15 protein-coding genes are annotated in these 21,819 nt (G+C 74.1%); 9 read left to right on the top strand and 6 right to left on the bottom strand.

Going from position 1 to position 21,819, the window contains the following annotated elements; genetic code table 11:
* The first annotated feature begins 144 nt into the window (after window positions 1-144).
* From ACMXGY_RS15575 to ACMXGY_RS15555, 5 genes are all read left to right on the top strand, one after another.
* Window positions 145-1,176, top strand: a complete 1,032-nt coding sequence (locus ACMXGY_RS15575; protein ID WP_483773888.1) for a LacI family DNA-binding transcriptional regulator — start codon at window positions 145-147, stop codon at window positions 1,174-1,176.
* A gap of 455 nt (window positions 1,177-1,631) precedes the next feature.
* Window positions 1,632-3,380 (top strand): glycoside hydrolase family 13 protein, encoded by a 1,749-nt coding sequence (locus ACMXGY_RS15570; RefSeq protein WP_483773887.1) that lies wholly within the window; start codon window positions 1,632-1,634, stop codon window positions 3,378-3,380.
* 75 nt (window positions 3,381-3,455) lie between these two features.
* Window positions 3,456-4,853, top strand: a complete 1,398-nt coding sequence (locus ACMXGY_RS15565; protein WP_483773886.1) for an ABC transporter substrate-binding protein — start codon at window positions 3,456-3,458, stop codon at window positions 4,851-4,853.
* Window positions 4,854-4,973: 120 nt separating this feature from the next.
* Window positions 4,974-5,939, top strand: coding sequence for a carbohydrate ABC transporter permease (locus tag ACMXGY_RS15560; protein ID WP_483773885.1), 966 nt, complete (start codon window positions 4,974-4,976; stop codon window positions 5,937-5,939).
* Complete coding sequence (locus tag ACMXGY_RS15555) at window positions 5,936-7,018, top strand: carbohydrate ABC transporter permease (protein ID WP_483773884.1); 1,083 nt, start codon at window positions 5,936-5,938, stop codon at window positions 7,016-7,018. The genes ACMXGY_RS15560 and ACMXGY_RS15555 overlap by 4 nt, the downstream gene beginning before the upstream one ends.
* A gap of 144 nt (window positions 7,019-7,162) precedes the next feature.
* On the opposite strand, the gene ACMXGY_RS15550 is transcribed toward ACMXGY_RS15555, so the two are convergent.
* On the bottom strand, window positions 7,163-8,467 hold the full coding sequence (locus ACMXGY_RS15550; protein WP_483773883.1) for an alkaline phosphatase: 1,305 nt from the start codon (window positions 8,465-8,467) through the stop codon (window positions 7,163-7,165).
* Between the two features lie 275 nt (window positions 8,468-8,742).
* On the opposite strand from ACMXGY_RS15550, the gene ACMXGY_RS15545 reads away from it, so the two are divergent.
* Both ACMXGY_RS15545 and hemQ read left to right on the top strand, forming a co-directional pair.
* Window positions 8,743-9,948: a ferrochelatase gene (locus tag ACMXGY_RS15545; RefSeq protein ID WP_483773882.1), complete on the top strand. Its 1,206-nt coding sequence runs from the start codon at window positions 8,743-8,745 to the stop codon at window positions 9,946-9,948.
* A gap of 29 nt (window positions 9,949-9,977) precedes the next feature.
* Entirely contained in the window at window positions 9,978-10,712 is a 735-nt protein-coding gene (hemQ, locus tag ACMXGY_RS15540) for a hydrogen peroxide-dependent heme synthase (RefSeq protein WP_483773881.1), read from the top strand.
* 90 nt (window positions 10,713-10,802) lie between these two features.
* Here hemQ and ACMXGY_RS15535 read toward each other — a convergent pair whose 3' ends face one another.
* Window positions 10,803-12,680: a M48 family metallopeptidase gene (locus ACMXGY_RS15535; RefSeq protein WP_483773880.1), complete on the bottom strand. Its 1,878-nt coding sequence runs from the start codon at window positions 12,678-12,680 to the stop codon at window positions 10,803-10,805.
* 142 nt (window positions 12,681-12,822) lie between these two features.
* Between ACMXGY_RS15535 and ACMXGY_RS15530 the strand changes: the two genes are divergently transcribed.
* A complete protein-coding gene (locus ACMXGY_RS15530) occupies window positions 12,823-13,659 on the top strand; it encodes a tryptophan-rich sensory protein (RefSeq protein ID WP_483773879.1) in 837 nt (278 codons plus the stop codon).
* A 28-nt stretch (window positions 13,660-13,687) separates the two neighbouring features.
* Here the strand turns inward: ACMXGY_RS15530 and ACMXGY_RS15525 are convergent, their stop codons facing one another.
* From ACMXGY_RS15525 to ACMXGY_RS15515, 3 genes are all read right to left on the bottom strand, one after another.
* Window positions 13,688-14,896 carry a Glu/Leu/Phe/Val family dehydrogenase gene (locus ACMXGY_RS15525; RefSeq protein ID WP_483776880.1) on the bottom strand — a complete coding sequence of 403 codons (1,209 nt, stop codon included), beginning with the start codon at window positions 14,894-14,896 and terminating at the stop codon, window positions 13,688-13,690.
* A gap of 215 nt (window positions 14,897-15,111) precedes the next feature.
* Window positions 15,112-15,924, bottom strand: coding sequence for an aldo/keto reductase (locus tag ACMXGY_RS15520; RefSeq protein ID WP_483773878.1), 813 nt, complete (start codon window positions 15,922-15,924; stop codon window positions 15,112-15,114).
* A gap of 191 nt (window positions 15,925-16,115) precedes the next feature.
* Window positions 16,116-16,874: a helix-turn-helix transcriptional regulator gene (locus ACMXGY_RS15515; protein ID WP_483773877.1), complete on the bottom strand. Its 759-nt coding sequence runs from the start codon at window positions 16,872-16,874 to the stop codon at window positions 16,116-16,118.
* 53 nt (window positions 16,875-16,927) lie between these two features.
* Between ACMXGY_RS15515 and ACMXGY_RS15510 the strand changes: the two genes are divergently transcribed.
* Window positions 16,928-20,530, top strand: a complete 3,603-nt coding sequence (locus tag ACMXGY_RS15510; RefSeq protein ID WP_483773876.1) for a bifunctional proline dehydrogenase/L-glutamate gamma-semialdehyde dehydrogenase — start codon at window positions 16,928-16,930, stop codon at window positions 20,528-20,530.
* Here ACMXGY_RS15510 and ACMXGY_RS15505 read toward each other — a convergent pair.
* Window positions 20,527-21,750, bottom strand: coding sequence for a DNA glycosylase AlkZ-like family protein (locus ACMXGY_RS15505; RefSeq protein ID WP_483773875.1), 1,224 nt, complete (start codon window positions 21,748-21,750; stop codon window positions 20,527-20,529). The genes ACMXGY_RS15510 and ACMXGY_RS15505 overlap by 4 nt on opposite strands.
* Window positions 21,751-21,819 lie beyond the last annotated feature (69 nt).

The raw sequence follows: 21,819 nt of genomic DNA, 5'->3' as shown, positions 1-21,819 counted from the left end.
GGCCGACCGCCGGTGCCCGCACGCGGTCGAGAGAGCGATGTGCCTCGTCCGGCTTCCTTCGGGTCTGGACGCGCTTGACGCAAGCATTCGTCGATGGTTCGCAACCCACGCAAGCGGCTTGCAGGGCGGCGTATAGTCGACGGCATGTCGAGACGCCTGGCGGAGGTCGCCAAGAAGGTCGGGGTCAGCGAGGCCACCGTGAGCCGTGTGCTCAACGGGAAGCCGGGGGTCTCCCAGGCGACGCGCGACGCGGTGCTCACCGCGCTCGACGTGCTCGGGTACGAGCGGCCGACCAAGCTGCGGGGAGAGCGCGGGCGTCTCGTCGGCCTCGTGCTGCCGGAGCTGGTCAACCCGATCTTCCCCGCGTTCGCCGAGGTCATCGGCGGCGCGCTCGCGCAGCAGGGCTTCACACCCGTGCTGTGCACGCGGACCGCGGGCGGCGTCACCGAGGCCGAGTACATCGACCTGCTCCTGGGCCAGCACGTCTCCGGCGTGATCTTCGCCGGCGGTTTCTACGCCGAGCGGCTCGCCGACCACGCCCACTTCCGCCGGCTCGAGAAGCTCGGGCTGCCCGTCGTCCTCATGAACGCCTCGATCGAGGACCTCGACTTCCCCCGCGTCTCGTGCGACGACCTCGTCGCGACGAACCAGGCGCTCGGGCACGTGCTCTCGCTCGGCCACGAGAAGGTGGGCCTCCTGCTCGGCCCCGCCGACCACGTGCCGTCCGAGCGCAAGCTCGCCGCGGCCCAGGCGTTCGCCGAGCGGAACGGGCACGCGCTCGACCCGGCGCTCGTCGTGCACAGCCAGTACTCGCTCGAGAGCGGCCAGGCGGCGGCGAACCGGCTGCTCGAGGCCGGCGCGACGGCGATCGTGTGCGCGAGCGACCCCCTCGCCCTGGGTGCGATCCGCGCGGTGCGGCGGGCCGGCCTCGACGTGCCGACCGACGTCTCCGTCGTCGGCTACGACGACTCGAACCTCATGAACTCCACCGATCCCGCGCTGACGACCGTCCGCCAGCCCATCGAGCCGATGGGGCGGGCCGCCGTCGACCTGCTCGCGAGCATGATCGCGGGCGCCGACGTCTCGCGGGACGAGCTGCTCTTCGAGCCCGAGCTCGTCGTGCGCGGGTCGACCGCGGCGGCGCACGCCACCGGTCGCGAGACGTCGGCCTCCTAGCGCACCCAGCTCCTCCAGGGCCCCGGCCCGGCCGCTCGCGCGCCGGACCGGGGCACTCTTCGTCATGCCCTCAGCAGTCGCCCGGCCGGCGCTCCCGCAGCCCGCGCCGAACCCCGGGTTGCGCGGCCTCGTGACGCCCTGCTGACGCGTAACCCAGGGTTCGGCACGGCCGGGGCGTCACCGGATTCGCATCGGGGACACCGTCGCCGCGCTCGCAAGCATCCGTAGGTGCCTCGACGTCGAGAGATAGCGTTTCGATAACGACACTGTCAGGTTCTTGCGTGCTATCTGTCGTCTAGTTACAGTCGTGCTCGACGACGGGGTCCGCACCGGACGACGGACGTCCCGGGTGCCCGTCCCGGTCGGACGCAGACGGACACGGACGCAGTGCGCAGGAGCAGGCGGACGCTGGAGCCTCAGCTCCCGCAGCCCACGAACTCACGGAAGAGGACGCGGTGAGCAACGACCACCCCCGAGTCGCCGACGGCGAGCACACCCCCGACGCCACCGTCGCGCAGGCGGTACGGCGGCCGGCGGGCGCTCCGGACGACTGGTGGCGCAGCGCCGTGATCTACCAGGTGTACGTGCGCAGCTTCGCCGACGGGAACGGTGACGGCACGGGCGACCTCGCGGGTGTCCGCTCCCGGCTGGCCTACCTGCGCGACCTCGGCGTGGACGCGATCTGGTTCACGCCCTGGTACCTGTCCCCGCTGGCCGACGGCGGTTACGACGTCGCCGACTACCGCGCGATCGACCCGCAGTTCGGCACGCTGGCCGAGGCCGAGCAGCTCATCGCCGAGGCGCGCGCGCTCGGCATCCGCACGATCATCGACGTCGTCCCCAACCACGTCTCCTCCGAGCACGAGTGGTTCAGGGCCGCGCTCGCCGCGGGCCCCGGGTCGCCCGAGCGCGAGCGCTTCTGGTTCCACCCGGGCAAGGGCGAGGACGGCTCCGAGATCCCGACGCGCTGGGTCTCCGAGTTCCAGGGCAGCACGTGGACGCGCACGACCAACCCCGACGGCACGCCCGGCGAGTGGTACCTCCACGTCTTCGCCCCGGAGCAGCCGGACCTCAACTGGAGCCACCCGGACGTGCGCCGCGAGCACGAGGACATCCTGCGGTTCTGGTTCGACCGCGGCGCCGCGGGCATCCGCATCGACTCCGCGGCCCAGCTCGTCAAGGACCCGGCGCTGCCCGAGGTGCCGGCGCACCCAGGCCCCGGCGAGCACCCGCACGTCGACCGCGACGAGCTCCACGACATCTACCGCGGCTGGCGCGCCGTCGCCGACTCGTACGCCGAGCCGCGCGTCCTCGTGGGCGAGGTCTGGCTCGCGGACCGCGCCCGGTTCGCGCAGTACCTGCGGCCGGACGAGATGCACACCGCGTTCAACTTCGACTTCATGGCGCGCCCCTGGGACGCGAAGGCGCTGCGCGAGTCGGTCCAGACGACGCTCGACGCGCACGCCCCCGTCGCGGCGCCCGCGACGTGGGTCCTGTCGAACCACGACGTGACGCGCCCCGTGACGCGGTACGGGCGCGAGGACAGCTCGTTCGCCTTCACGGCCAAGCGCTTCGGCACGCCGACGGACCTGGCGACCGGCCGCCGCCGGGCACGGGCCGCCGCGCTGCTCACCGCCGCGCTGCCCGGGTCGCTCTACCTGTACCAGGGCGACGAGCTCGGCCTGCCGGAGGTCGAGGACCTGCCGCGTGCCGCGATCCAGGACCCCATGCACTTCCGCTCCGACGGCGTCGACCCCGGCCGCGACGGCTGCCGGGTCCCGATCCCGTGGACCCGGGACGGCTCGAGCCACGGCTTCGGGCCCGACGGCGGAGCGGAGCCCTGGCTGCCCCAGCCGGCCGGCTGGGGCGAGGTGTCCGTCGAGGCCCAGGCCGACGACGACGCCTCGATGCTCGCGCTCTACCGCCGCCTCCTCGCGACGCGGCGCACGGAGCCGGCACTGCACGGCGGCGCGTTCCGCTGGCTCGACTCCCTCGGCGGGGTCGCGCTCGGCGACGACGTGCTCGCCTTCACACGCGGCGACGCGCGCGGCGCGATCACGTGCGTCGTCAACCTCGGGGCCGAGGACGTCCCCCTGCCGGCGGGCGCCGAGGTCCTCCTCCACAGCGGTACCCCCGACGGTGCGCGCGCGTCGGAGCCACCGACGCGCCTCGCCGCCGACACCGCGGTCTGGCTCCGGGCGTGAGCTCGCCGGCCTGACCACCAGACCCCAGATCAGAACACCCCGCACACCCCGCACCACCGGAAACCAGGAGTGACGATGAAGTCCACACGCCAGGCGATCGCCCTCACCCTCGCGGGGGCGCTCGCGATCAGCACCCTCGCCGCGTGCTCGAGCAGCGGCTCGGGCAACGACGACGACGGCAGCACCGACGGCGACGGGAAGGTCACCCTCAAGGTGGTGTCCCTCCTGCCGGGCTCCGAGCAGGAGGCGATCGACGCCTTCAACGCCCAGGTCGAGGAGTTCGAGGCCGCCAACCCCGACATCGACGTCGTGCCGGAGGAGTACGAGTGGAAGGCGACGACGTTCGCCCCCCAGCTCGCCGGCGGCACGCTGCCCGACGTCTTCGAGATCCCGTTCACCGACGCGAAGACGCTCGTCGAGAACGGCCAGCTCGCCGACCTCGACGCGCAGTTCCGTGAGCTGCCCTACGCCGACAAGTTCAACCCGGCCATCATCGAGGCCGGCACGGGCGCCGACGGCCACGTCTACGCGATCCCCGCGAAGAACGTGTACGGCGTCGGGCTGCACTACAACCGCGCGCTGTTCGAGTCGGCGGGGCTCGACCCCGACCAGCCGCCGACCACGTGGGACGAGGTCCGCGAGTACGCGAAGAAGATCGCGGACGCCAACCCCGGCGTCGCGGGCTACATGCAGATGTCGCAGAACAACACGGGCGGCTGGCAGCTCACGGTCAACACGTTCGCGCGCGGCGGCCGCACCCAGGAGGTCGCCGAGGACGGCAAGGCCACCTCGACGCTCGACAACGACGGCACCAAGGAGGCGCTCGAGTGGCTCCAGGCCATGCGCTGGGAGGACAACTCCCTCGGGGCCAACTTCCTCCTCGACTGGGGCACGATGAACCAGGCGTTCGCCGCCGGCCAGGTCGCGATGTACACGTCGGGCTCGGACGTCTTCACGTCGCTCGTGCAGACGAACGCCGTCGACCCGGCCACGTACGGCCTCGCCGCGCTCCCGCTCGAGGGTGACGACGCCGGCGTCCTCACCGGCGGCACGCTCGCCGCGATGCCGGCGAACGTGGACGAGGCGAAGAAGGAGGCGGCCATCAAGTGGATCGACTTCTTCTACCTGGCGAAGCTCGTCGACGAGGACCGCGCCGTCGCGGACGCCGAGACGCTCGTCGCGAACGACCAGCCCGTGGGCACGCCCGTCCTGCCGATGTTCTCCCAGGAGCAGTACGAGCAGAACCAGGAGTGGATCGCCGACTTCATCAACGTTCCGCTCGACCAGATGACGGGCTACACGGACTCGATGTTCGACCTCCCGCTCGTGGGTGAGCCGTCGCAGAAGACGCAGGAGATCTACGCGCTGCTCGACCCCGTCGTCCAGGCGGTCCTCACGGACGAGAACGCCGACGTCGACGCGCTGCTCGAGCAGGCGAACACCGAGGCGCAGGCCCTGCTCGACCAGGGCTGAGCCCGGCAGTCCCGGGCCGGCCGGCAGCGCCCCCTGCCGGTCGGCCCGCACCCCGCCGGTGCCCGACGGCGCGACGCACCTCGCGCCGTCGGGCACCCCCACCGACGTGAAGGACCAGACGTGACCGCCACCACCGCCCCGCCGCGGCGGGGACCCGCCTCCCACGCGCGGACCGCCCGAGACGGCCGACGCCGCAGCCCCGTGACGTGGTACCGCGGCGGCGGCCTGAGCAACCTCGTGTTCCTGCTGCCGCTCATCCTGATCTTCGGGGTGTTCTCGTGGTTCCCGATCGTGCGGGCGGTGATCATGAGCTTCCAGGAGACGAACCTCGTGAGCGACCCGACGTTCGTCGGGCTGGACAACTTCCGTCAGGTGCTCGCCGACCCGCTCCTGTGGAAGGCCGTGCGGAACACGCTGTACTTCGCGTTCCTCGCGCTGCTGTTCGGGTACCCGATCCCGCTCGTCGCCGCGGTCCTCATGCGCGAGGTGCGCCGGGGCAAGGGGCTGTACTCGGCGCTCGCGTACCTGCCGGTCGTCGTGCCGCCGGTCGTCGCGGTGCTGCTGTGGAAGTTCTTCTACAACGGTGGCCCGACGGGCGTGTTCAACACGATCCTCGGCTGGGTCGGGCTCGGCCCCTACCCGTGGCTCCAGGACGCCTCGACCGCGATGCCGTCGCTCGTCCTCGCGGCCACGTGGGCCGGTGCCGGCGGGACGATCATCATCTACCTCGCCGCCCTCACGAGCGTGCCGCCCGAGCTCTACGACGCCTCCGAGGTCGACGGCGCGGGGCTGTGGCGCAAGATCTGGCACGTCACGCTCCCGCAGCTGCGCGGTGTCCTGTTCATCACGCTCATCCTGCAGGTCATCGGCACGGCGCAGGTGTTCCTCGAGCCGTACCTCTTCACCGGGGGCGGGCCGAACAACGCGACGCTGACCGTCCTGCTGCTCATCTACCGCTACGCGTTCCAGAACAGCCTCGGCGGCGACTACGGCGCCGCGACCGCGCTGTCGCTCATGCTCGCGGCGGTCCTGGCCGTCTTCTCGCTGATCTACTTCCGGCTCACCCGGTCCTGGAGCACGTCATGACACTCTCGCCCACCGACAACCCGAGCGAGATCGGCGTCGTCTCGCAGGACGCCACGACCACGGCCACCACCGGCGCCGCCTCGGGTGCCACCGCCGACGCCTCCTCGGGCACCGCCGCCCGCGCCGCCGAGGCGAGCCGCGAGCGTCGTGAGGCGGAGCGCCGCCGGGCGCGCTCGCGCCGTCGCAAGGCGCTCGACGGCGTCGAGGACCGCGGGGCGCTGTCCCCGGCGGACTGGCGCCGGCCGGGCATCTTCTGGGGCATGGGCTCGACCCACGTCCTGCTGCTCGTGGTCCTCGTCGTCGCGGGGCTGGGCCCCATGCTCCTGCTCGCGAAGTTCGCGGTCACGCCGACGCAGGACATCCTGCGCACGCCGATGGCGGTCTTCCCGAACGGCATCGCGTGGGACAACCTCGACAAGGCGTGGAACGACGTCGAGATCAGCAAGTACTTCCTCAACACGATCTGGCTCGCGGTCGGGTCGTGGGCGTCGCAGATCGTCGTCGCGACCACGGGCGGCTACGCGCTGTCGGTGCTGCGGCCCCGGTACGGCAAGGTCGTCCAGGCGCTCGTGCTGTCGACGATGTTCGTCCCCGCGATCGTGCTGCTCGTCCCGCTGTACCTGACGATCCTCGACCCGCCGCTGCTCGGGCAGTCGCTCATCAACAGCTTCTGGGCCGTGTGGCTGCCCGCCGGGGCGAGCGCGTTCAACGTGCTGCTGGTGCAGCGCTTCTTCGACGGCCTCCCGCGCGAGGTGTTCGAGGCGGCGCGCGTGGACGGCGCGGGACCGTACCGGCTCTTCTGGTCGATCGTCCTGCCGATGTCGAGGCCGATCGTCGGCGTGGTGTCGGTGTTCGCGGTCATCGCGGCGTGGAAGGACTTCCTCTGGCCGCTCCTCGTGCTCAAGGACCCGGCGATCCAGCCGCTGTCCGTGCGGCTGCCGTCGATCGAGGCGTCCACCGACCTCGGGGTCTTCCTCGCGGCGCTCGCGATCTCGACGATCATCCCCGTCGCGCTGTTCCTCGTGTTCCAGCGCATGTTCCTGCAGGGCGCCGGCCTCGGGGGAGCGGTCAAGGGCTGACCTGGTCGGTCGCCGAGCACGAGGTTGGTGTCGTTATCCCGGCGATAACAACACCAACCTCGTGCTCGGCTGCGAGCAGGGTCGTGCTCGACGCCGCGCGGGCGGTGCCCGACGGCGGCCCGTGGGTCGAGCGGTCGAGTCGCCTCAGCCGCGTCCCCGGCCCTGCATCGCGCGCAGGACCTCGTCGTAGACGTCGGTGTTGCGCTGCGCGCCCGTGAGGCGGTCCGCACCCGGTCCCTGGGCCGTGAGCGGCGTGGCCTCGCCGGTGTGACCGCCCGTCGTCCAGTCGACCGTGAACTGCAGGTCGGTGCCGGCGAGGTCGTACGGCCCGTCCTCCGCCGTCGCGCCCTCGCCGCCCTCGTCCTCGTCGTCGACGTTCTCGATCGCGAGCCCACCCGTCGCGTGGTCGCCCACGACGAGCACGAGCGTGCCCTTGTTGCGCTCGGCGAAGTCGAGCGCGAGCGCGACGGTCTCGTCGAGGGCCTGGCCGGCCTGGATGGTGCGGGTGGCGTTGCTGCGGTGCGCGAACTCGTCGACCGCCTCCTCCTCAACCACGAGGAAGAACCCCTGGCGGTCGCGCGAGAGCACGTCGAGCGCCTTGGCCGTCATGTCGACGAGCGGCACCTCCGGCTCGTACAGGTCGCCCTCGCCCTCGTTGCGCTGCTCGAACATCTCCTCGTTCGCGAACAGGCCCAGCAGCTTGCCGCGCCCCGCGGCGTCGAGGCCCTCGGCGTCGCTCACGTAGGTGTAGCCGAGCTCCTGCGCGCGCGCCACGAGGTCTCCGGCGGTGCCCTTGCTCTGCTCCGTCGGGTCCTTCGGCGGGTTGTCGGGCCACGCCCCCGGGTCGCCCGCGGGCAGCCACCAGTCCTCGCCGCCCCCCAGGATGACGTCCGGCCGTGAGCTCTCGAGGAACTGGCGCGCGATCTCGCTCTGGTCGCCGCGGTCGGGCACGTGCGCGCCGAACGCGGCCGGGGTCGCGTCGGTGACCTGCGCCGTCGTGACGAGCCCCGTCGCCTTGCCCGCGTCGCGGGCGTGCTCGAGGAGCGTCGGGACGGGGTTGCCGGACGCGTCCACCCCGACGGCGCCGTTGTACGTGCGCACGCCCGACGCGAACGCCGTCGCGCCGGCCGCCGAGTCGGTCACGGCCTCCTCGGGGTCCGCGGAGTCGGTCGTCGTCCAGCCCGCGTGCTCGAGCGAGTCCATCGCGAGCTGCCCGTCCTTGCCCACGGTCGCGAGCCGGATCAGCTCGCGGTGCGACAGCCCGAGGCCGTCGCCCTGGATGAAGATGACGTTGCGGGCGCGGTCGCCGTGGCCGCCGTGGTTGCCGTGGTTGCCGCCCGGCCCCTCCCCGCCGCGGTCGCCGCCGCCGAGCGGCAGGGCCATCGCGAGCGCTGCGGCTGCGGCGACGCCGGCCGCCCCCGTCGTGAACGTGCTTCGTCGTGCCTTCATGAGCGTCTCCTTCCCGCCGGCACCGATGCGGGTGCCGGCGCGGGTGCCGGCCCGGGAGCGCCGTCGCGCCCGGGCCGCGCCCGACGGCGTCGGTGCCGCCGGATCCTGCCCACGCTAGGCGGGCGGACCCCACTGGCAAGCCGGGCGCCGCCGGCCGTCGACGACGGCGGCGTTCTCGGCCACCGGTGGAGGTGACACGGTGTCCGCTCAATGTCACGTCCCTCGGGTCCCCGTCCCGCCGGGCGGGGCGCGTCCCAGGTGCCATGATCGAGACCATGCCCCCGTTCTCCCCCCAGGACGCCGCTGCCACCCCCGTCGGCGTCTCCTCGCCCCACGTCGACGCCCCCGGCACGGTCCCCGACCTCCGCCCGTACGACGCGCTCCTCCTCTACTCGTTCGGCGGCCCGAACAAGCCCGAGGACGTCGTGCCCTTCCTGCGCAACGTCACTGCGGGCAAGGGCATCCCGGACTCCCGTCTCGAGGAGGTCGGCGAGCACTACTACGGCTTCGGCGGCAAGAGCCCGATCAACGAGCAGAATCTCGCCCTCAAGGCGGCGATCGAGGCGGAGCTCGCACGTCGCGGTGTCGACCTGCCCGTCGTGTGGGGCAACCGCAACTGGGAGCCGTACACGACCGACGCGATCGACGAGCTCGAGGCGAGGGGCGCGCGCAACGCCGTCGCGCTCGTGACGTCCGCGTACTCGTCGTACTCGGGCTGCCGCCAGTACCGCGAGGACCTCGCGGTCGTGCTCGACGGGCGCGGCCAGCTCGGCCCCGAGGGCTCGACGGGCGTGCAGTTCGACAAGGTGCGTTCGTACTTCAACCACCCGGGCTTCGCGCAGGCCAACGTCGACGCCGTGCTCGACGGCTACGCGGCTCTCGTGGCCAAGGGCGGCGACGGCGCGGCCGCTCGCCTCGTCTTCGTCACGCACTCCATCCCCGACACGATGGAGGCGGCGTCGCGCATCTCCTTCGCGACGTACTCCGAGCAGCACCTCGACCTCGCGCGCGTGATCGTCGCGGAGGTGTCGGCGCGCCTGGGCCACGACGTCGCGTGGGACCTCGCCTACTGCTCGCGCTCGGGCCCGCCCAGCCAGCCGTGGCTCGAGCCGGACGTCAACGACCACCTCGAGGCCCTCGCCCAGGAGGGCGTGCGCGACGTCGTGCTCTCGCCGATCGGCTTCGTCTCCGACCACATGGAGGTCGCGTACGACCTCGACACCGAGGCGATGGAGACGGCCGCCGGCCTGGGGATGACCGCCGTGCGCGCCGGTACCGTGGGCACGCGCGAGCCGTTCGTCCGCGGTCTGGTCGACCTGCTCGTCGAGCGCGCCGCGATCGCGCGTGGCGACGAGGTCGAGGAGGCCACGGTGGGCGATCTGCCCGCGTTCCGGTCGGTGTGCGCGCCGGGCTGCTGCCTGCGCCGCGACGGCGAGCCGAGCGGCGTCCCCGCGCTGTGCAGCACGGACATCCACAGCTGAGAACTCGCACCGACCAGGAAGGCACTCCGATGCACGACGCCGCGCGCGTCCCCGCGGACCACGACCAGATCAACGAGACCATCCGCTACGCGATGTGGTCCGTGTTCGCGACGGCGGCGCCGCTGCCCACCGACGCGGAGGAGCGGGCGGCGCTCGTGACGCGAGCGCTCGACGCCGTCGGCGGCGGGGACGACCCGGCCGCGACGGACGGCGACCTCGTCGTCCGCGGGTGGTACGACGTCGCGGGCCTGCGCTCGGACGCCGACCTCATGGTGTGGTGGCACGGCCCGACGGTCGAGTCGGTCCAGGGCGCCTACCAGCGCCTGCGCCAGAGCGGTCTCGGAGCGCACCTCGAGCCGGTGTGGTCGAACGTCGCGCTGCACCGCCCTGCCGAGTTCAACCGCGGCCACGTGCCCGCGTTCCTCGCGGGCGAGGCGCCGCGCGGCTACCTGAGCGTGTACCCGTTCGTGCGGTCGTACGACTGGTACCTGCTGCCCGACGCCGAGCGGCGCACGATGCTGCGCGACCACGGTCTCGCGGCGAAGGACTACCCGGACGTGCGCGCGAACACGGTCGCGTCCTTCGCGCTCGGCGACTACGAGTGGATCCTCGCGTTCGAGGCCGACGAGCTGCACCGCATCGTCGACCTCATGCGCGAGCTGCGCGCCACCGAGGCGCGCCGCCACGTGCGCGAGGAGGTCCCGTTCTTCACGGGTCCGCGCACGACGCTCACCGCCTGGGCGGACCGCCAGCCCCTGGCCTGACTCCGCACAGCGCCGAGAACGACGTTGGTGCCGTTATCCGAGGGATAACGGCACCAACGTCGTTCTCGACCGGGGGAGGAGCGGCGCGGCTCAGCCCGCGGGGACGGCGTCGGGCTCGCCCTCGCGGACGTACGGCGCGACGTGCGCGACGAGCGCCTGGTCGCTGTCCTTGGTGAGCCGCTCCCCGGACCACGTCTCGTGCAGGGTGAGCGTCGTGCCGTCGTGCAGGACGAGGTCGACGCGCGCGGGGGTCACCTTGCGGATGCGTGCCTCGGCGACCTGCTCGTAGGGGACGAAGCGGTGCCGTGCCGCGAGGTCGGCGACGGGGGCCGACTGCACGAGCTGAACGAGCCGCCCCTTGCCGCCCTCCGTCTTCTTCGGGCACGGGACGAGGACGAGCCCGAGGTCCAGGACGAGCACGTCGTGGAACGTGCCGTCGACCTTGACGTTCGCGAGGCCGCCGACCACGTCGCCCCCGTGGGCCGTCGCCTGCGCGCTCTGCTGGACCGCCGCCGCGACGTCGATGCCGAGAGCGTCGAGCCGGGAGCGTGCCTCGGCGGTGGTCGCGGGGTCGACCGCGAGGTGCGCGACCTGCTCGACGTCGACGACCTTGCCGTCGGGGTCGACGAGCAGAGCCGGACCCGTCCACGACGCGCGCCACCGGGCGGCACCGGACCGGACCGCCGCGGCGCCCAGCGCGGACGCGACGGCGCCCACGATCGCCTCGCGCGCCTCGTCGGCGGGCGCGCCGGGCACGAGGTCGCGCGCGACGACGTCGACCCTGCCCGCGGCGAGCAGGTCGAGGAGCGTGGCGAGGTCGCCCTGCGGGCGCCCGGCCGCGCGCCCCACCGCACGGTAGAGCGTGTCGGCGGTGCGCTGGTCGTGGATGGGCATGGCCGCGGCGACGAGCGCGTCCCACGGGAGCTGCGCGCGCGTGCCGAACGCGACCTCCTCGGTCGCGACGCGCTCCGCCCAGGTGCCGAAGCCGGGGACGAGGGCGGTCGCGGGACGCTCGTCCGCGGTGACCGCTCCGCCGTCGGGCATGGTCGCCATGGCGGCGACGCGGGCGGAGATCGACGGGTGGGTGTCCCACGCGGACTGCTCCGCCGGCGCCTCGCCCGTGCGGAGCTCGGCGAGGTCACCCGCGCGCCCGCGCAGGAGCTCGCCGAACCCGTCGAAGACCCCCGCGGGGGTGGGAGCGAGCCCGTGCTCCCACCCGATGCCGACGTACTGGCTCGTGTAGAAGCCCCACGCGGAGTCGACCACCGGGATCTCGCGCAGCGCCGACTGGGCGGTCGCTCGACCGGCGACGCGCACGGACAGCTCGTCGGCCTCGAGCTCCTGGCGGCGGCTGACCGCCGCGGACACGAGGACGTACAGCTTCGCGTACTGCTTGAGGAGCCAGCCCACGAGGTTGCCCTGGAGCTGGGCGACCGTCGCCAGGATCGCCTCGCGACCGCGGTACGTCAGAGGCCCCAGGCGGGTGTGCGCGCGCGAGTAGTGGCCGAGCTCGTGCGCCAGGACCGAGCGCAGCTGCGCGGCCGAGAGCCCCTGCAGGAGCGGGACGCCGAGGAACAGGCGCCGCGTGCCGCCGACGAGACCGAGGAGGCGCGTGTCCTCGCTGACGGCGGCGTTGACGTCGGCGACGAGACGGATCTCGTCCGGGGCACGGGTCTCGGCGACCTGGGCGAGCTCGCGCACGGTCGCCCACAGCTCCGGTGCGTCGGACGCCGTGAGGACGACGCCGTTCGGTCCGTGCTGCTCCGCCCGCGCGACGCGCCACAGCGCGACGACGAGGCCCACCGCGACGACGATGGTCAGGAAGCCGAGCTTCGCCGCCCCGGCACCCGCGTGCTCGGAGAACGCCCACACGGTCGCGGCGCCGAGGCCGACGACGGCGCCCAGGGCGAGGACGTAGAAGCCGACGAGGAGGAGGACCGACAGCGCAGCGCGCAGGGTCGTGGTCATGGGCGTGCCTTTCGCGTGCGCCGCGCCGGTGCGGCGGTGTCGCGCCGGAGCATAGCGGCGCGTGTGCCCCGGGCACCAGTCCCTCGCGCGGTCGACGCTCTCCCGAGATGCTCAGCATGCTGAGCAGTGCGACGGTGGAGCCATGACCAGTGCTGCTGCCTCCGTCCCCGCCGGCGCCACGACCGCGCCGGCCCCGTCCGACCGCGTCCGCCAGGTGGTGGTGCTCGTCGGCTCCCTCGTCGCCGCCGGAGCCGCGGCGTACGGCGCGGGGGCGTTCGGCGGGACCTCCGTCGAGCAGACCGCCGGCGGCGCGCTCGCCGCCGACGCGACACCCGTCGCCCCGGACAACCCGGCCTTCCGCATCTGGTCCGTGATCTACCTCGGGCTCTTCGTCTTCGCGGTCTACCAGGTGCTCCCGCGGCACGCGACGAGCCCCCGGCTGCGCCTGACCGCCTGGTGGGTGCTCGCCTCGATGGTGCTCAACGCGGCCTGGATCGGCGTGGTCCAGGCGGGATGGGTCCCGGTGAGCGTCGTCGTCATCGCCGCGCTGCTCGCCGTGCTCGCGGTGCTCGTCGTCCGGCTCGTGCGCCACGCGCCCGAGTCGACGGCGCAGGGCGTCGTCCTCGACGGCACCGTCGGGCTCTACACGGGCTGGGTGAGCGTCGCGACGCTCGCGAACGTGGCCGCGGCGCTCGCGGACTCGGGCGTCGGGGACCTCGGGCTCGGCGCCACGGGCTGGTCGGTCGTGCTCGTCGTGCTCGCGGCGGCGCTCTCCGTGGCGTGGGCGGCCTTCGCCGCGGGGCGCCGCGCGCTCGTGCTCGGCATCGGCCTCGCCATGGCCTGGGGGCTCGCGTGGATCGCCGTCGCGCGGTTCCAGGGCCCGCTCGTCGACACGACGGTGGCCTGGACCGCGGCGGGCGCCTCCGCGGTGGCGCTCGTCGCGGCCGTCGTCGCGGCGACGCGCCGAGCACGGGGCTGACCACCGCCGGCCCCGTGCTCGGGGCTCGTCAGGGGTAGAGGCCGCGGATCTGGTGCGCCTCGGCGACACGCTTCACGCCGATGACGAGCGCGGCGTCGCGCAGGCTCAGGTCCTCGCGGCGGGCGAGGCCGGCGACCTCGTCGTACGCGTGCAGCATGCGGTGCTCGAGCTTCTCGCCGATCTCCTCCGCGGTCCACCAGTACGCCTGGTTGGCCTGCACCCACTCGAAGTACGACACGACGACGCCGCCCGAGTTGGCGAGCACGTCCGGCACCACCGTGACGCCGTTCTTCGCCAGCATCCGGTCGCCCTCGGCCGTCGTGGGCCCGTTCGCCCCCTCCACGACCCAGCGGGCCCGGACCGAGCGGGCGGTGTCCCCGTCGAGGACCCCCTCCACCGCCGCGGGGACGAGCACGTCGACCTCGAGCGCGAGGAGCGCGGTGTTGTCGATCGGCTCCGCGCGGTCGAACCCGACGACGCTGCCCGTCGCGGCGACGTGCTCGACCAGACCGCGCACGTCGAGCCCGTCGGGGTCGTGCACGCCGCCGTACTGGTCGGACACCGCGACGACCCGCGCCCCGCGCGCCGCGAACAGCGCGGCCGCGTGGGAGCCCACCTTGCCGAAACCCTGGATCGCGATGCTGACGTCCGACAGCGGCACGCCCGCTTCGTCCAGCGCCGCGGCGGTGACGTGCACGACGCCCGCGCTGGTCGCCGTCGTGCGGCCGAGCGACCCGCCGACGGTGATGGGCTTGCCGGTCACGACGGCCGGGATCGTGTAGCCCTGGTTGACCGAGTAGGTGTCCATGACCCACGCCATGGTCTGCTCGTTCGTGCCCATGTCGGGCGCCATGATGTCCCGCTCCGGGCCGATGACCGGCATGATCTCCGACGTGTAGCGGCGCGTCACGCGCTCGAGCTCGGCGTCGGAGTAGCACCGCGGGTCGATCGCGACGCCGCCCTTCGCGCCGCCGTACGGCAGGTCGACCAGGGCGCACTTCCACGTCATCCACATCGCGAGCGCGCGCACCTCGTCGATGTCGACGCTCGGCGCGTACCGCAGGCCGCCCTTGCCGGGGCCGCGAGAGACGTTGTGCTGCACGCGGTAGCCGTGGAAGAGGACCGTGCGGCCGTCGTCGCGGCGCAGCGGGACGGCGACGTTCACCTCGCGCCGCGGCGTCGCGAGCATCTCGTGCAGGCCCTCGTCGTAGCCGAGGAACTCGACCGCGCCGGCCAGCTGCGCGTGCGCGGTGTCGAGCGAGGACGCCGGGCGGTCGCCGCCGGGCGGGGTGGTGCGGGTGGTGGGGTCGGTGGTCTCGCCGCGCGTGGTGGGCGGCACGGACGTCGTCGTCACGGTTCCTCCGGTTCGAGGTTCTCCTCGGTGCCGCAGGGGTGTGCGGCACCGAGGGTCACGCTACTCCGGGAGCGGGTACTCGCCGGTCCACCGGCGTGTCAGCCGCGACGCTGCCCCAGCGCGTCGACCGCCGCGAGCTCGCCAGGCGCGAGCGAGAACCCGGTGACCTCGAAGTTCGCCTCGATGCGCGACGGCGTGACCGACTTCGGGATGACGACGAACCCGTGGTCGAGGTGCCACCGCAGCACGACCTGCGCGGGCGTGACACCGTGCGCCGCCGCGATCTCCGCGAGCACCGGCGCGTCGAGGTCGGTGCGCTTGAAGGGGCTGTACCCCTCGAGCACGACGCCGCGCTGCTCCAGCTCGTGCACGAGGCGGTGGTCGTAGTCGGCGGGGCTCCAGGGGATCTGGTCGACGGCGGGCGTCTCCCCGACCTGCTCGGACAGGATGTCGACCTGCTCGACCGAGTAGTTGCTCACGCCGATCGAGCGGACCTTGCCCTCGTCCCGCAGCTCGACGAACCGCTCCCACACCCACGGCGACGCCTCGCCCGACGGCGGCCAGTGGATCAGCCACAGGTCGACGTAGTCCGTGCCGAGGTCGCGCAGCGACGCCTCGAGCGTCTCGCGCTCGCGGCCCGCGGCGTCCGGCGGGAGCTTGGTCGTGACGAAGACGTCCGCGCGGTCCACGGGCGAGTCGGCGAGCGCGCGCCCCACCTGCGACTCGTTGCCGTACCCGGTCGCGGTGTCGACGTGCCGGTAGCCCACGTCGAGCGCATGGCGCACGGCGCGGTACGCGTCGTCGCCCTCGGACTGCCACGTGCCGAGGCCGAGCATGGGCATCGCGCCGCCGGGCAGGTCGACGGTCGGGACTGTGCCCGGGGAGCCGGGCGAGGTGTCGGTAGAGGTCATGGCGCCAGTCTCCGTGCCCGACGCCGTCGCTCGCCACCGCGCACCCCTCGGCGCGCGCCGGGCTCGCCTCGCCGAGACCTGGGTTAGGGGTCACCGGCGGCTGCCGAACCCGGGGTCAGGTGGCAGACCCCGGCTCTCGTGCCGCGCAACCCGGGGGTTCGGCAGGTCCGGGTTCGGCGGCAGCGGACAGCTCAGCGGCGGGTGCGGCGGCGGTACTGGGCCGGCGTCTCGCCCGTGAGCCGCGCGAACGTGCGGGTGAACGACGGCTGGTCGTAGAACCCGCTCTCGGCCGCGACCTCGCCGATCGACGCGGCGCTCCCGGCGAGGAGGCGCGTCGCGTGGTCGACCCGGGTGCGCAGGACGAGCTGGCGCGGCGTGACGCCGTACACGCGCCGCACGCGTCGGTCGAGCACCGCGGTGCTGGACCCGGCCGCCTCGGCGAGCCGCGCCGTCGTCCATCGCGCCCCGAGGTCGGCCTCGACCGCGGCGACGAGCCCCGACATCGCGTCCATCGTCGCGTCGTCGGCCGCGCCCGCGCGCAGGTCGTGCGAGACGGACACGATCCCGACGAGGCGACCTGCGCCGTCGTGCACCGGGAGCTTGGAGGTGAGGAACCACCCGGACGTGCCGCCGAGCCGGCGGATGCGCTCGAGCTCGCCCCGCAGGGCACGTCCGCGCAGGACCTCGGCGTCCTGCTGCTCGTAACGCTCCGCGAGCTGGGGGACGAACAGGTCGCTCGCCCGACGGCCGAGCACCGCGCGGCGCGAGCGCTCGTTCGTGCGCGCCACGAAGACGGGGTTGACCGCGACGTACCGGCCGGTGACGTCCTTGGCGCAGAACATCGTGTCGGGCAGCTCGTCCATGAGCGCGACCATCGCCGGGCTGAGGGCGGCGAGAAGCTGGTCCGCCGCGGGCGGCGAGGTCTCGGCGTTGTCGCGAACGGGTGCCATGTCGCCCCGGATCGTACAAGACGAGCCCGGACGATCGGGGGCACCCTGGAGGGATGAGCAACGACGCGCCCGCCCGGCCGCTCCCCACCCCCGGAGCCGTCGGCGACACGACCCTCACCTCCCCGGAAGACCTCGTCGAGGAGGCGGCCACCCTCGCCCGCCGCTGGCTCGCGGCCAGCGAGGGGGCGGGCGACGCCCGTGCCCGGAGGACCGCGGAGCGGCTCGGAGCGCTCGTCTCCGACCCCACGGGCCTCGAGCTCGCGGTGCGTTTCGTCGACGACGTCGCACGCCCCCAGGACGTGCAGGTCGCCGCCCGGGCGCTCGGTCGTCTCGGTGAGCTCGCCGGCAGCGCCGGCTCGTTCCTGGGACCGGTCGACCGGACGCTGCTACGCGTCGGGGCGGGCGTCGCGCCGGTGCTGCCGCGCGTCGTCGTGCCGGCCGCGCGAGTGCGGCTGCGCCAGCTCGTCGGGCACCTCGTGGCCGACGCCGGCCGCGGCCTCGGCCCCCACCTCGCCCGGACCCGGGCCGAGGGGTACGCGCTCAACGTCAACCTCCTCGGGGAGGCCGTGCTCGGCGAGGCCGAGGCGGACGCGCGGCTCGAGCGCACGCTCGCGCTCGTGCGCCGACCGGACGTGGACTACGTGTCGGTCAAGGTCTCCTCGGTCGCGTCGCAGCTCGTCACGTGGGATCTCGACGGGTCGTGCGAGCGCGTCGTCGAGCGGCTGCTTCCGCTGTACCGGGCGGCGCGCGACCACGGCGTCTTCCTCAACCTCGACATGGAGGAGTACAAGGACCTCGCCCTGACGACCGCGGTCTTCCGCGAGATCCTCGCGCACGAGGACCTGCACGACCTCGAGGCCGGGATCGTCCTCCAGGCGTACCTGCCCGACGCGCTCGGCGCGCTCGACGGGCTCACCCGGTTCGCGACCGAGCGCGTCGCCGCCGGGGGAGCGCCGATCAAGGTGCGCCTCGTCAAGGGCGCGAACCTCGCGATGGAGGCCGTCGAGGCCGAGCTGCACGGCTGGCCGCAGGCGCCGTACCCGACCAAGCCCGACGTCGACGCCAACTACGTCCGCCTCCTCGACCACGCGCTGCGCGCACCGCGCACCGACGCGGTGCGCCTCGGCGTCGCGAGCCACAACCTCTTCCACGTCGCCCTCGCCGTTCTGCTCGGCCGCGCCCGCGGCGTGAGCCACGCGCTCGACGTCGAGATGCTGCAGGGCATGGCGCCGGGGGAGGCCCGCGCGGTACGCGACGAGGTCGCGACCGACCGGGTCGAGACCGGGCCGCACGCCGGACGCGGCGGACGCGTCGTGCTGTACACGCCCGTGGTGCGCGACGAGGACTTCGACGTCGCGATCTCCTACCTCGTGCGCCGTCTCGAGGAGAACGCGGCCGAGCAGAACTTCCTGCACGCCATGTTCGCGCCCGACGGGTCGCCCGCAGACAGCCCGATGGACCGCCAGGAGGCGGCCTTCCGCGCGTCCGTGCGCCACGGGGTGCACTACGAGGAAGCCGACGTGACGCCCCGCCGCCGCCCGCGCGCGCAGGCCCCGGCCGCCGGCGGGGGCGGGTTCGCCAACGCCGCCGACACCGACCCCGCCGTGGCAGAGTCGCGCGAGTGGGCTCGCCTCGTCACCGGGCCGGGCTCCGGGTACGTCCCCGTCCGCACGCCCGAGCTCACGTCCACCACCGAGGTGGACGACGTCGTCGCGACCGCCGTGCGGGCGACCGCCGCCTGGTCGCGGGTCGCGCCGGCCCACCGCGCCGCCGCCCTGCGCGCCGTCGCGCGCCGGCTCGAGGAGGCCCGCACCGGCCTCGTCGCCGCTATGGTGCACGAGCCGGGCAAGACCGTCGCCGAGGCCGACCCCGAGGTGAGCGAGGCCGTCGACTTCGCCGCCTACTACGCACGGTCCGCCGAGGAGCTGGACCGGGTGCCCGGCGCGCGGTTCACGCCCGACGGCGTCACGCTCGTCACGCCGCCGTGGAACTTCCCCGTCGCGATCCCCGTCGGCGGTGTCCTCGCGGCGCTCGCGGCCGGGTCGGCCGTCCTCGCCAAGCCGGCACCCCCGACGCCGCGCTGCCTCGAGGTCGCGGTCGAGGCGATCCACGCGGGTCTGCGCGACGCCGTCGCGGCCTCGCCGGAGGCGTTCGCGGGCCTGGACGAGGGCTCGATCGCCGACGTCGTGCAGTACGTCCGCGTCCCGGACGACGAGCTCGGCACGCGCCTCGTCACGCACGACGACGTCGCGCGCGTCGTGCTCACAGGATCCGTCGAGACGGCGCAGCTCTTCGCGCGGTGGAAGCCCGCACGTCCCGTGCTCGCCGAGACCTCGGGCAAGAACGCCCTGGTCATCACGCCGTCGGCGGACCTCGACCTCGCTGTCGCGGACCTCGTGCGCTCGGCGTTCGGGCACGCGGGGCAGAAGTGCTCCGCCGCCTCGCTCGCGATCCTCGTCGGCTCGGCGGGAGACCCGCGCACCGAGACGGGTCGTCGTGTGCGCCGCCAGCTCGTCGACGCCGTCCGGTCGCTCGCGGTCGGGTCCGCGACCGACGTCGCCACGACGATGGGCCCGCTCACCGAGCCCGCCTCGGACAAGCTCCTGCACGCGCTGACGACGCTCGAGCCGGGGGAGTCGTGGCTCGTGCGGCCCCGGCTTCTGGACGGCGGACCTGACGCGGAGGGCCGCCTCTGGACCCCCGGGCTCAAGGAGGGCGTCGCGCCCGGGTCGCCGTTCCACCTCACCGAGTACTTCGGCCCCGTGCTCGGCCTCATGACCGCCGCGACGCTCGACGACGCGATCGAGCTCCAGAACGCCGTCCCGTTCGGCCTCACCGGCGGCATCCACAGCCTCGACGACGCCGAGGTCGAGCGCTGGCTCGACGCCGTCCAGGTCGGCAACGCGTACGTCAACCGCCACATCACCGGCGCGATCGTGCAGCGGCAGTCGTTCGGGGGCTGGAAGCAGTCGGCCGTCGGGCCGGGCGCCAAGGCGGGCGGACCGAACTACGTCGCGCAGCTCGGCCGGTGGAGCGACGCGACGGGCGAGGGGACGGACCGCGGCGCGACTCCGCCGTCAGGCACCACGGCGGCCGGGCGAACGGTGCCCGACGACGCCGCGCCGCCCGCGCGGGAGACGTCGCCCGAGGCGTGGCTCGCGTGGGCTGCAGCGGACGACGCGCGCTGGTGGGCGCGCGAGCTCTCCGTGGTTCACGACCCCTCGGGCCTGCAGGTCGAGTCGAACGCGTTCCGCTACCGGCCGGTCGAGGTGCTCACCGTCCGCGTCGGCTCCGATGCGTCGGCCGTCGAGGTCGAGCGGGTGCTGCACGCGGCGCGCACCGCCGGGGTGCCGGTCGTCGTGGTCCCGGCGCCCGGGGCGCCCGTCGGGTTCGGCCGACCGGGCGACGGCGGCACGACGGAGCGCGACGTCGACGACGAGGAGTTCGCGCGGCGCGTGGCGTCGGGCTCGGTGCGCGGGCGCGTCCGCGTCGTCGGGTCCGCACCGGGCCTGCACGAGGCGGCGGCCGAGCGGGTCGGTGACGTGACGGTCCTCGACCACCCCGTCGTCGCGAGCGGTCGTCGTGAGCTGCTCACGGTGCTCCGCGAGCAGGCGGTGAGCCGCACGACGCACCGGTACGGCCACGTGAAGCGCTAGGCCGCGGTGACGCTGACCGAGGCTGCGCCGCGGAAGGCGCGCAGGCGCTCGGCCTGCTCGGCGACGGCCTCCGTCAGGCCCTCGTCCCAGGGGATCCACTCGTCCGTGAGAACGGTGAGCCGGCGGCCCGACGTGCGGGGTCGCCACGTGCCCACGACGTCGCCGTCGGCGAGCACGGCGCCCGGGCGACCGAGCACGCGCCAGAGGTCCTTCGCGCGCGCCGGGTCGGGGACGAGGGTCTCGCGGTCGCGAAGCTGCAGATACAGGTCGTAGGGGCCGACGAGCCGGACCTGCGGCGCCCCGCCGGTCGTGTCGCCGTGCCGGTCGAGATGCCGGTCGAGATGCCGGTCGAGATGCCGGTCGGCGGCGCCGACGACCCGGTCCGCGTCGGCGGCGAGCACCCAACGCTCGACCGGTCGCACGGCCGGGGGGAGGTCCGCGACCTCGACGCGCACGACGTCGTCGGGCCAGTGCGCACGGACCTCGGCGACGGGCGCGTCGAGGAACGCCGCGGCGTCCTGGACGGTCGCGGGGCCGAAGAACCGGAGGTAGCCGCGCACGACGTCGAAGCGGTCCTCGGCGTCGCCGCCGAGCCTGCCGTAGAGGGGTGGTTCGAGGCCGGGGACGCGGCGCAGCACGGGCGGCGACGTCCCCGGCTCGAGCTCGAGGCCCGCCTGCAGGGCCGCGAGGCGGAACGTCTGCTCGTAGCTGTGCGTCGCGCCGCACGACCGGCACCAGCGCAGGTACGGCTCGTCGAGCCGTGCGGTGAGCCGCGTCGACAGCTCGCCCTTCACGGTGGGCTCGGCCACGATCTCGTGCTCGAGCGCCGCCTCGGTGCGCAGCGCGTCCAGCACGGCGATCCCCGCCGCGCGCAGGGGCTTGCTGGCGTCGAACACGCGCTTGGCGGCGTCGGCCTCCGAGAGAGGGGCGGTCGCCGTGGCGACCGCGGCGAGGTCGCGGCGGCGGTAGGCGTGCGGCGCGCCGCGCAGCGTCCAGGCGAGCGCGAGGTCGTCCGGGCCGGCGGGCGGGGCGCCGCGGACCTCGAGCGCCCACGCCGCGCCGTCGGGCCCCGTGTCCTGGACGCCCAGGTCGAGCACCTCGGCGTCGGTGGGCGACGCACCGGATCCCGGGGCGCGGTCGAGCTGCTGGGCGTGCCAGCGGAAGGCGAGGACGTCGGCACGCCGGACGACGACGTCCGGCGAGGCGGGCGCGTGGTTCATGGGTCCCAGGCTAGAAGCGACCTCCCACGCACGGCGTGCCCGGTGCGCCGCGTCGGGCGGACGCCGCGC

Source organism: Cellulosimicrobium sp. G4 BAM 1002, from assembly GCF_057126935.1.
This window is presented reverse-complemented; position numbering and strand designations above follow the sequence as displayed.

Coding starts and splice junctions, on each gene's coding strand:
- ACMXGY_RS15575 (WP_483773888.1), top strand. CDS start 145: ATGTCGAGACGCCTGGCGGAGGTCGCCAAGAAGGTCGGGGTCAGCGAG.
- ACMXGY_RS15565 (WP_483773886.1), top strand. CDS start 3,456: ATGAAGTCCACACGCCAGGCGATCGCCCTCACCCTCGCGGGGGCGCTC.
- ACMXGY_RS15555 (WP_483773884.1), top strand. CDS start 5,936: ATGACACTCTCGCCCACCGACAACCCGAGCGAGATCGGCGTCGTCTCG.
- ACMXGY_RS15550 (WP_483773883.1), bottom strand. CDS start 8,467: ATGAAGGCACGACGAAGCACGTTCACGACGGGGGCGGCCGGCGTCGCC.
- ACMXGY_RS15545 (WP_483773882.1), top strand. CDS start 8,743: ATGCCCCCGTTCTCCCCCCAGGACGCCGCTGCCACCCCCGTCGGCGTC.
- hemQ (WP_483773881.1), top strand. CDS start 9,978: ATGCACGACGCCGCGCGCGTCCCCGCGGACCACGACCAGATCAACGAG.
- ACMXGY_RS15535 (WP_483773880.1), bottom strand. CDS start 12,680: ATGACCACGACCCTGCGCGCTGCGCTGTCGGTCCTCCTCCTCGTCGGC.
- ACMXGY_RS15530 (WP_483773879.1), top strand. CDS start 12,823: ATGACCAGTGCTGCTGCCTCCGTCCCCGCCGGCGCCACGACCGCGCCG.
- ACMXGY_RS15520 (WP_483773878.1), bottom strand. CDS start 15,924: ATGACCTCTACCGACACCTCGCCCGGCTCCCCGGGCACAGTCCCGACC.
- ACMXGY_RS15515 (WP_483773877.1), bottom strand. CDS start 16,874: ATGGCACCCGTTCGCGACAACGCCGAGACCTCGCCGCCCGCGGCGGAC.
- ACMXGY_RS15510 (WP_483773876.1), top strand. CDS start 16,928: ATGAGCAACGACGCGCCCGCCCGGCCGCTCCCCACCCCCGGAGCCGTC.
- ACMXGY_RS15505 (WP_483773875.1), bottom strand. CDS start 21,750: ATGAACCACGCGCCCGCCTCGCCGGACGTCGTCGTCCGGCGTGCCGAC.